Below are 10,101 nucleotides of genomic sequence, written 5' to 3'. Positions count from 1 at the left end.
GCCGCCAACCGGCAAAGCAGCGCGCCAAACGGCGCGCCACCACTGAAGTTTGAAGCAAATCGAAGATATAAGGAGACGTGGACCATGAGAATTGCCCAGATCGCCCCGCTGACGGAATCCGTACCGCCGAAGCTGTACGGCGGCACGGAGCGCGTCGTGTCCTACATCACCGAGGCGCTCGTCGAGCTCGGCCACGATGTGACGCTGTTCGCGAGCGGCGATTCGACGACGCGGGCGAAGCTCGAGCCCGTGTGGCCGCGCGCGCTGCGACTCGATTCGTCGATCCGCGACCGGGTTGCGCCGCACATGCTGCTGATGGAGACGGTCGCGCGCCGCGCGAAGGATTTCGACGTGCTCCATTTCCACATGGACTACTACTCGTTCTCGGTCTTCAACCGACAGGACACGCCCTACGTGACGACGCTGCACGGCCGCCTCGACCTGCCCGAGCAGCAACCGGTGTTCGACACGTTCAACACGGCCCCGGTGATCTCGATTTCCAATTCGCAGCGCCAGCCGTTGCCGCAGGCGAAATGGCTGACGACCGTCTATCACGGGTTGCCCGAGACGCTGTACATGCCGCAGCCCGTCGAGCCGCGCTATCTCGCATTCCTCGGCCGCATCTCGCCGGAAAAACGCGTCGACACCGCGATCCGCATTGCCGGCCAGTGCGGGTTGCCGATCCGGATTGCCGCGAAGATCGACGCGGCCGACCAGGAATACTTCGACCGCGAGATCAAGCCGCTCTTCGCGTTGCCGCACGTCGAATACGTCGGCGAGATCGCCGATCACGAGAAGGCTGAATTCCTGTCGGGCGCGCATGCGCTGCTGTTTCCGATCGACTGGCCGGAACCGTTCGGCCTGGTGATGATCGAGGCGATGTCGTGCGGCACGCCGGTGATCGCGTTCAACCGCGGCGCGGTGCCCGAAGTGGTGGACGAGGGCGTGTCGGGTTTCATCGTCGAGGATGAAATCAGCGCGGTGGCCGCCGTGAACCGGCTGCACCTGCTGCCGCGTGCGCGCGTGCGGCAGCGCTTCGAGGAGCGCTTCACGTCGCGCCGGATGGCGCAGCAGTACGTGGACGTGTACCAGTCGGTGATCCGCGCGCAGAAGCGCTCGCGCTTCAAGGTGATCGACTCGACGACCTGAGCGGCCCGATTGACCCGGCCGCGTTGGCGCAGCGCGCCGGCGGATAAAAAAACGGCGATGCCCGCAAGGACATCGCCGTTTGTGCATGACCCGCGCGAGGCCCGCGCGGGCAGGGCGTCAACGTCAGATCTTGAGCTTCGTGACCTTCGTGCCGTTGATCGATACGTCGCCCATCAGGCCGGCGTTGGTCAGCACGACGACCTGGACCGGTGCGGTGGCCGTGTTGGAATCGACCGCGCCGTTCGCGCCCATCTTCACGAGTGCGACCGAGGCGCCGGCGCCGGCGGCCCAGCCGTCCGAGTTGCGGAATTCGTCGAGCGCCTGCTGCGTCATGAACAGGAACACGATCGCCTTCGACTGCGCGCCGGCCTGCAGGCCGACCGACAGCGACGACGTGTTGTAGTAGCCGACCGTGCTGCCGCCGACGCGCAGCGCGCCGTTGCCGGACTGGCCACCGACGATGAAGCCGGCCTGGAGCACTTCGGGGAAGACCAGCACGCCGCGCGATTTCGCGACGAGTTCGCGCGAACCCTTGACCGTGGAGTACATGCGCGACAGCGTGGCGTCGACGCTTGCGTCGATCGACTGGCGTTTGGACGCGTTGGTCGCGGCGTTGTCCGGCTTGTCCGGGGTGGTGGTGCAACCGGTGAGCGCGAGGCTACCGACGATGAGCGCAGCGGCGGCTTTCAGCACAAGATTCCGTTTTTGCATCGTTGTTCTCCATCGGATGACGTTCGGAGTGAGTCTCGCTCAAGGAGCGGATCACGTCGGCAGTTATATCACAGCGGATTACGGCCTCTTTTCGTTGCCGCGTGAAAAAGCGTCAAATCGCGTGGGGGTGTCGCGGCGCGCCAACGGACGATGCGGCGCCGACGCGCGAGGGGGCGGGTCGGCATGCGGGGCGCGCGACGAGCGGGCGGGAGGGCGCGGCGTTTGCAGCGCGCGCCCGTGTCAGTGTGTGACGGGCGGAACGGGCGGCTTGATCGGCGGGCGGCGAAGCGCGCGGCGGATCAGCGCGATCACGATGCCGCACGCGAACAGGAACGCGGCCGGGACGACCCAGTAGCCGACGAACGCATGCCACAGATAGCCGGCGAGCGTATTGCGGCGTACCACGTATTCGTCGCGAGCCGCCTGCTGGCGCGGCGCGTTGGCGGCGAGCACGTCGGCCGGGCAGCCGGCCGCGCGCGCTTCGTCAGGCTCCCCGTGACACTTCGCGGCGGCGCCGGCGGCCTGCTGCGCGTCGGTGAGCTGCCAGGTGGTCAGCGCGAGCTGCAGGTCCGCCTTGTTGTAGGCCATTTCCTCGCGGATCTCGCGTACGGCGACGATCGCGACGGGCACCGCCCAGAACACGATCACGATCAGCCAGCGGCGGAACCAGCGGTGTTGTCTCCATGCCATCCAAGCCTCCGTTTGACGCGCGTGCGCGTCCGTCTCGAGGGCGGCCCGATGGCGCTTCTTGGTCTTGGGTGGGCCGCGTTGCAGCCATCATAGAAGAAAACGCGGCGAAATGCCGCACCGCGTGGCGGCGCGGGGCCGGCTGCCGGAAAAAACGGGGCGGGAAAGACGGGAGTGCGGGCGTCGATGCGCGTGCAACGAAAATGAAAATGCCGCGCCCGCCGAAGCGGGGCGCGGCATTCGAGGCGGGAGCGCCGGGACTCAGGCGGCCGGCTGGTTGCTCAGGCAGCTCTTCATGAACGCCTTGCGATCGTCACCCTTCTTGCCGGTGGCCTGCGTATTGCACGCCTTCATCTTTTCCTGCTGCGTCATCGCCTTCGCGGGCTTCGCCGACAGGCAGTCCTTCATGAACGCCTTGCGTTCGTCGCCCGTCTTGCCGGCTGCCTGGGTGTTACAGGCCTTCATCTTGTCCTGCTGGCTGTTCGCCGCGAACGCGGGGGAAGCCAGCATGCCGCCGAGAAGCACTGCGGCTACGAGCGATTGGATTTTCATTTCGACACTCCCATGGGGTGAATTGCGTGTGATCGACGCCGTCACGAAGCACGACGCGATGAGGACAGGGCCACATCGCACCGCGCGCTCCGATTATGGCAAATCAAGGTGAAAACACCAAAACGGCACTTCCTATAACGTTGCGGACGCCATGGTCGTTGACGCCGCGCGCGGCCCGGAGATCGGGACAAACCATGATGCGCGCCGGCTATCGCCGGCCGCCGCGCCGGAACCTGCCGGCTCGCGGCCGCGAGCCATTACAATCGCGGCCATGAATACACCGAACATCGCATCCCCTTCGTTCGCGGCGCCGCTGCCGCGCATCGCCGTACTCGCCACGGGCGGCACGATCGCCGGCGCTGCGCCCGACGCCGCCAGCACGGCCGGCTACCAGGCCGGCGCGCTCGGCGTCAATTTCCTGGTCGACGCCGTGCCGGCACTCGCGTCGGTCGCACGCATCGACGCGGAACAGGTCGCCAGCATCGACAGCAAGGATCTCGCGCTGCCGCTGTGGAACACGCTCGCCGCGCGGATCGACGCGCTGATGGCCGACCCGGCCGTCGACGGCATCGTGATCACCCACGGCACCGATACGCTCGAGGAAACCGCGTATGCACTGCATCTGGTCGTGCGGGGCGACAAGCCGGTCGTGCTGACGGCCGCGATGCGGCCGGCCACCGCGCTGTCGTCCGACGGCCCGCTGAACCTGCTGAACGCGGTGACGGTGGCCGCGCATCCGGCCGCGCGCGGGCAGGGCGTGCTGGTCGCGTTCAACAACCGGATCCACGGCGCGCGCGATGTCGTGAAGACGAGCACCTATGCGGTCGACGCATTCCAGTCGCCTGAACTCGGCGCGCTCGGCTGGGTGCAGGACGGCCGCGTCGAATTCGCGCGCCGCGTCACGCGCACGCGCGACACGCAACTGGCGATCGCCGCGACCTGGCCGCCGGTCGAAGTCGTCGCGAGCTATGCGGGCGTGACGCGCACGGCCGTGGACGCGCTCGTCGCGGCCGGCGTGCGCGGGCTCGTCGTCGCGGGCACCGGCAACGGGTCGATCCATGCGGTGCTGCAGGCGGCGCTCGCCGATGCGGCGAACGCGGGCGTGGCGGTGGTCCGTGCGTCGCGCGTCGGTTCGGGACACGTGATGCGCAACGGCGCCGCGAGCGACGATGCGCTCGGTTTCGTGAGCGCGGGCTCGCTGCACCCGTTCAAGGCGCGCGTGCTGCTGATGCTCGCGCTGGCGAACGGCATTCGGGATCGAGACGCACTGCAGCACGCGTTCGATACGCTGTGACGGATGGCCGCCGCTCGGGCGGCGTGCGGCGCGCATAAAAAATGGCAGGCCGGTGGCCTGCCATTTTTGCGTCGGTACTGCGAGAACGATCAGGATTGCACGATCAGGACTGCGGCGGAATCACGAGCTTCTGGCCCGGGTAGATGCGGTCGGGGCTCGACAGCATCGGCTTGTTCGCCTCGAAGATCACCGGGTACTTGTTCGCGTCGCCATACACTTCCTTCGCGATCGCCGACAGCGTGTCGCCCGGCTTCACGTCGTGGTACTGCACTTCCGGATCGTCCGGCTGCAGGCCGTCGTCGTTGACGCCCGCGACGCCTTGCACGTTGCCGGCCGCGACCTTGACCTTCGCCTTCGTGTCGAGATCGGGCACGCTGCCCGACAGCGACACGGTGCGCGACGCGCCGTCGAACGCGACGGTCAGATTCGACGTGTCGAGACCTTGCGTGTTGATGTAGTTCTTGATTGCGTCGGCCGCGGTCTGGTTTGCGGCATTCGGATCTTCCGCCGCTTGCGCGTCGGCATGACCCAGCAGTTTTTCACCCGCCTCTTTGATAAACGAAAGAAGACCCATCGCTGCACTCCTTAGGTGGTTGAAAAGAAAACGCGCCATGAAGTGGCGAAAAAAACACCGCGCTGGATGCGGCCACCTGGGCGGGCGCAAGCGCGGCGGTTTTCTCGAAAGGCGTGGCGAAAGTGTAGGCGTTCAACGCGACGATTGCATGAAAAATCGCACGCTCGAACGTAAAGAAATGTAATACGCGAAATCCGACAGGCGGACACCCGACGACGACGTCTGACCGACCAAGGCTTCCCCGGCGCCGCCGGGTGCCGCTGCGGACCCCACCACGCCGCTCTCAGCCCAGAGCGGCGTTTTTCGCCCCGTCCCGCATGCCGTTGGCGATGCGGGGCGGGGCGCCCCAACGTGATGCGCGCGTGCGTCGCGCATCGAGGCGACCGGCCGTGGCCGAGTCGCGTGTATGCGTCGCGCGCCTGCGCCATTGCAGCGAAAGCGCGCGTTGCGGCATCCGCGTTACGCGGCCGGCGTATGGCCGATCTCGAAGTTCGACATGATCTCGAGCGCGCGCACGAGGGCCGAGTGATCCCATGCCTTGCCGCCGTGCGATGCGCACACGCTGAACAGCTGCTGCGCGCTCGCGGTGTGCGGCAGCGCGAGGCCGAGCTTGCGTGCGCCGTCGAGCGCGAGGTTCAGGTCCTTCTGGTGCAGCTCGATGCGGAAGCCCGGATCGAACGTGCGCTTGGTCATCCGCGCGCCGTGCACTTCGAGGATGCGCGACGCGGCGAAGCCGCCCATCAGCGCCTGGCGCACGCGCTCCGGGTCGGCGCCCGAACGTGCGGCGAACAGCAGCGCTTCGCCGACCGCCTCGATGTTCAGCGCGACGATGATCTGATTCGCGACCTTGCAGGTCTGGCCGGCACCGTTGTCGCCGACGAGCGTGATGTTCTTGCCCATCTTCTCGAACAGCGGCTTCGCGCGCTCGAATGCCTTCTCCGGGCCGCCGACCATGATCGTCAGCGTCGCTTCGCGTGCGCCGACCTCGCCGCCGGACACCGGCGCGTCGAGGTAGTCGCAGCCGAGCGCGTTGATCTGCTTCGCGAATGCCTGCGTGTCGAGCGGCGAAATCGAGCTCATGTCGATCACGAGCTTGCCGGCCGTCAGGCCCTTCGCGACGCCGTCGTCGGCGAACAGCACGTTGCGCACGTCGGGCGTGTCCGGCACCATCGAGATGATGATGTCGGCGTGCTGCGCGACTTCGGTCGAGTTCGCGACGACCTTCGCGCTGCCGCGCAGGTCGTCGGGAATCGGGAACGCACCGTTTACGACGAGCTGATGATCGCCCTTGAGCAGGTTGCGCGCCATGTGCGCGCCCATGATGCCGAGGCCGATGAAACCGATGGTTGCCATGTGAAAGTCTCCTATAGGGCTGAAAACGGGAAGGGCGCGACTCAGGCGGCGCGACGCGCCGAGGCCGGTGCGCAGCCGGCCACGCTTTGCAGCCAGCCGAGGCCTTCCGTCGTGGTGGTACGGGGCTTGTATTCGCAGCCGACGTAGCCGGCATAGCCGAGCCGGTCGAGCAGCGCGAACAGGAACGCGTAGTTGATCTCGCCGGTGCCCGGCTCGTTGCGGCCCGGGTTGTCCGCGAGCTGGACGTGGCCGATCGACGCGAGGTTGCGTTCGATCGTCGCGGCCAGTTCGCCTTCCATGCGTTGCATGTGATAGATGTCGTACTGCAGGAACAGGTTGTCCGAGCCGACCGCGCGGATCACGTCGAGCCCTTCGGACGAGCGGTTCAGCGCGAAGCCCGGGATGTCGAAGCTGTTGCACGGTTCGACGAGCAGACGGATGCCTTCGCGCTTCAACGCGTCGGCGGCGAAGCGCAGGTTGTCGACGATCGTCACGAACGTCTTGTCGCGCGCGGTGCTCGCCGACGGGATGCCGACGAGGCAGTTCAGCTGCGGCACCTTCAGCGCCTTCGCGTACTCGATCGCACGGCCGACGCCTTCCTGGAATTCGCTCACGCGATCGGGCAGGCACGCAATGCCGCGCTCGCCCTGATCCCAGTTGCCGGCGGGCAGGTTGTGCAGCACGAGGCGCAGGCGGTGCGTCTCGAGCCGCTCGGCGAGTTCCTCTTTCGCGTACGGATACGGGAACAGGAACTCGACGGCGTCGAAGCCCGCGTCCGCGGCCGCCTTGAAGCGGTCGAGGAACGGCACTTCGTTGAACAGCATGGTCAGGTTTGCAGCAAACTTCGGCATGAGCTAAGCCTCTTCGGTCGGTCAGTCAAAAATGTCGTGCGGTTCAGTCGAGCATCGAGATCGCGGTCGGTGCGTGCTCGGCCTTTTCGGCGAGCTCCTCGAATTCGTTGATCGCGTCGATTTCGGTGCCCATCGAGATGTTCGTCACGCGCTCGAGGATCACTTCGACGACCACCGGCACGCTGAACTCTTCCGCGAGCGTTTGCGCCTGGCGCAGCGCCGGCTCGATTTCTTCCGGCTTGAACACGCGCAGCGCCTTGCAGCCGAGGCCTTCCGCGACGGCCACGTGGTCGACGCCATACCCGTTCAGTTCCGGCGCGTTCACGTTGTCGAACGCGAGCTGCACGCAGTAGTCCATGTCGAACGCGCGCTGCGCCTGGCGGATCAGCCCGAGGTACGAGTTGTTCACGACGACGTGCACGTACGGCAGCTTGAATTGCGCGCCGGCCGCCAGCTCCTCGATCATGAACTGGAAGTCGTAGTCGCCGGACAGCGCGACGATCGGGCGGCTCGGGTCGGCCGCACGCACGCCGAGCGCGGCGGGGATCGTCCAGCCGAGCGGGCCGGCCTGGCCGCAGTTGATCCAGTGGCGCGCCTTGAACACGTGCAGGAACTGCGCGGCGGCGATCTGCGACAGGCCGATCGTGCTGACGTAGCAGGTATCGCGGCCGAACACCTTGTTCATCTCTTCGTACACGCGCTGCGGCTTGACCGGCACGTTGTCGAAGTGCGTCTTGCGCTGCAGCGTGCGCTTGCGTTCCTGGCATTCCGCGACCCACGCGCTGCGATCCTTCAGCTTGCCGGCGGTCTTCCATTCCCGTGCCACCGCGACGAACAGCTCGAGCGCCGCCTTCGCGTCCGACACGATGCCGAGGTCGGGGCCGAACACGCGGCCGATCTGCGTCGGCTCGATGTCGACGTGCACGAACTTGCGGCCCTTCGTGTAGACCTCGATGCTGCCCGTGTGGCGGTTCGCCCAGCGGTTGCCGATGCCGAGCACGAAGTCGGATGCGAGCATCGTCGCGTTGCCGTAGCGGTGCGACGTCTGCAGGCCGACCATGCCGGCCATCAGCGGGTGGTCGTCGGCAATCGCGCCCCACGACATCAGCGTCGGGATCACCGGCACGCCGACCGTTTCGGCGAACTGCACGAGCAGGTCTTCGGCCGCGGCGTTGAGCACGCCGCCGCCCGACACGATCAGCGGCTTGTCCGCGTCGTTCAGCATTGCGAGCGCCTTCTCGATCTGCGCGCGGGTGGCCGCGGGCTTGTAGACCGGCAGCGGTTCGTACGTGTCGATGTCGAATTCGATTTCGGCGAGCTGCACGTCGATCGGCAGGTCGACCAGCACCGGGCCGGGACGGCCCGAGCGCATCAGGTGGAACGCCTGCTGGAACACGCGCGGCACGAGCGCCGGTTCGCGCACGGTCACGGCCCACTTGGTGACCGGCTTGGCGATCGATTCGATGTCGACGGCCTGGAAATCTTCCTTGTAGAGGCGCGCGCGCGGCGCCTGGCCCGTGATCGCGAGGATCGGAATCGAGTCGGCCGACGCGGAGTAGAGGCCGGTGATCATGTCGGTGCCGGCGGGGCCCGACGTGCCGATGCACACGCCGATGTTGCCCGGCGCCGCACGCGTGAAGCCTTCGGCCATGTGCGACGCGCCTTCGACGTGACGGGCCAGCACGTGACTGATGCCGCCCGACTTGCGCATGGCCGAGTAGAACGGGTTGATCGCGGCGCCCGGCACGCCGAACGCGGTCTGGATGCCTTCCTTCTCGAGCACGAGTACGGCTGCGTCGACGGCTCTCATCTTGGCCATGAATGTCTCCTTGAATGTGGCGGATCTTGCGAATCGGTCTGTTGGGAACACTTTAGGGATGCAGGAAAGGTTTGATAAGATCAGCCGAAGTCGCTTATTTCGAAACTAAAAGTATGGAATGACCGCCGGACGGGGCTTCCCGCCGGAGTCGGAACGGAGACGGAAGATGGACCGCTTCAAGCAGATCGAGACGTTCGTGCGGGTGGCCGATGCCGGCAGCCTCGCGGCGGCGGCGCTCGAGGAGGGCGTGTCGCCGGTGGTGCTCGGGCGGCGCATCGACGCGCTGGAGAAGCGCCTCGGCGTGAAGCTGATGTACCGCTCGACGCGGCGGCTGGTCGTCAGCGAGGAGGGGGCCGCGTTCCTCGAGCGCTGCCGCGGGCTGCTCGGCGAATGGGATCAGGCCGAGAACGAGCTGGCCGCCGGGCGGCGCGCGGTGAGCGGCCACCTGATCGTGTCGGCGCCGGCCGCGTTCGGCCGCAAGCACGTCGCGCCGCACGCGCCCGGCTTTCTGGCCGACAAGCCGGAGATGCAGCTGTCGTTCAACCTGACCGACCGCGTCGTCGATCTCGTGCGCGAGGGCTATGACCTGTCGATCCGGATCGGCGGCGCGGTCGATCCGAACTTCGTCGCGGTGAAGCTCGCGTCGAACCGGCGCGTGGTGTGCGGCACGCCCGGGTATTTCCGCAAGCACGGCCGGCCGAAGTCGCTCGACGACCTGCTGAAGCACAACTGTCTCGCGTTCAACCTGCAGGGCGGCCAGAACCGCGGCTGGTATTTCCAGCGCCACGGCAAGATCGCGACGATGCGCGTGACCGGCAATCTCGACTGCAACGACGGCGAGCTGCTGCACCGCTGGGTGGCCGAAGGGCTCGGGCTCGGCTGGCGCTCGACGTGGGAAATCGCCGCGCAGCTCGAAACGGGCGAACTCGAGACCGTGCTCGACGAATATGCGCTGCCCGACTACGACATCCTCGCGGTCTACCCGCAGCAACGCTACGTGCCGGCGCGCGTGCGCTATTTCATCGACTACCTGCGCGCCGCGTACGCGCGCCCCGGCTACTGGAGCACCACGCCGTGACGGGGCAGCCCGTGCGGCCGTCCGGCGATTTTT

The 10,101-nt window shown here is 67.0% G+C and carries 10 protein-coding genes; 3 read left to right on the top strand and 7 right to left on the bottom strand.

Going from position 1 to position 10,101, the window contains the following annotated elements; genetic code table 11:
• Positions 1-84: 84 nt before the first annotated feature.
• Positions 85-1,149 carry a glycosyltransferase family 4 protein gene (locus tag WS61_RS26980; protein WP_059505029.1) on the top strand — a complete coding sequence of 355 codons (1,065 nt, stop codon included), beginning with the start codon at positions 85-87 and terminating at the stop codon, positions 1,147-1,149.
• 123 nt (positions 1,150-1,272) lie between these two features.
• Here the strand turns inward: WS61_RS26980 and WS61_RS26975 are convergent, their stop codons facing one another.
• The 3 genes from WS61_RS26975 to WS61_RS26965 form a co-directional block, all read right to left on the bottom strand.
• Positions 1,273-1,860 (bottom strand): YSC84-related protein, encoded by a 588-nt coding sequence (locus tag WS61_RS26975; protein ID WP_034207498.1) that lies wholly within the window; start codon positions 1,858-1,860, stop codon positions 1,273-1,275.
• A gap of 240 nt (positions 1,861-2,100) precedes the next feature.
• On the bottom strand, positions 2,101-2,550 hold the full coding sequence (locus WS61_RS26970; protein ID WP_059505027.1) for a hypothetical protein: 450 nt from the start codon (positions 2,548-2,550) through the stop codon (positions 2,101-2,103).
• Between the two features lie 258 nt (positions 2,551-2,808).
• Positions 2,809-3,099 (bottom strand): PsiF family protein, encoded by a 291-nt coding sequence (locus WS61_RS26965; RefSeq protein ID WP_011549641.1) that lies wholly within the window; start codon positions 3,097-3,099, stop codon positions 2,809-2,811.
• A 271-nt stretch (positions 3,100-3,370) separates the two neighbouring features.
• On the opposite strand from WS61_RS26965, the gene WS61_RS26960 reads away from it, so the two are divergent.
• Positions 3,371-4,393, top strand: coding sequence for an asparaginase (locus WS61_RS26960; RefSeq protein WP_059505024.1), 1,023 nt, complete (start codon positions 3,371-3,373; stop codon positions 4,391-4,393).
• 103 nt (positions 4,394-4,496) lie between these two features.
• On the opposite strand, the gene lysM is transcribed toward WS61_RS26960, so the two are convergent.
• The 4 genes from lysM to gcl all read right to left on the bottom strand — a co-directional run bounded on the left by lysM (position 4,497) and on the right by gcl (position 8,990).
• The gene (gene lysM / locus WS61_RS26955) at positions 4,497-4,967 is read right to left on the bottom strand and encodes a peptidoglycan-binding protein LysM (protein ID WP_059505022.1); all 471 of its coding nucleotides are present in this window, start codon (positions 4,965-4,967) and stop codon (positions 4,497-4,499) included.
• Between the two features lie 459 nt (positions 4,968-5,426).
• On the bottom strand, positions 5,427-6,320 hold the full coding sequence (locus WS61_RS26950; RefSeq protein WP_059505020.1) for a 2-hydroxy-3-oxopropionate reductase: 894 nt from the start codon (positions 6,318-6,320) through the stop codon (positions 5,427-5,429).
• 41 nt (positions 6,321-6,361) lie between these two features.
• Positions 6,362-7,171: a hydroxypyruvate isomerase gene (hyi, locus tag WS61_RS26945; protein ID WP_034207492.1), complete on the bottom strand. Its 810-nt coding sequence runs from the start codon at positions 7,169-7,171 to the stop codon at positions 6,362-6,364.
• A 43-nt stretch (positions 7,172-7,214) separates the two neighbouring features.
• Positions 7,215-8,990, bottom strand: a complete 1,776-nt coding sequence (gene gcl, locus WS61_RS26940; RefSeq protein WP_059505018.1) for a glyoxylate carboligase — start codon at positions 8,988-8,990, stop codon at positions 7,215-7,217.
• Between the two features lie 166 nt (positions 8,991-9,156).
• Here gcl and WS61_RS26935 point away from each other — a divergent pair, with 166 nt between their 5' ends.
• Entirely contained in the window at positions 9,157-10,068 is a 912-nt protein-coding gene (locus WS61_RS26935; RefSeq protein WP_059505016.1) for a LysR family transcriptional regulator, read from the top strand.
• Positions 10,069-10,101 lie beyond the last annotated feature (33 nt).

Origin of the sequence: Burkholderia sp. ABCPW 11, assembly GCF_001523445.1 — a bacterium.
GTDB lineage: Bacteria > Pseudomonadota > Gammaproteobacteria > Burkholderiales > Burkholderiaceae > Burkholderia.
Note: the sequence above shows the minus strand (reverse complement) of the source record. Positions and strands in the feature narration are given on the sequence as shown.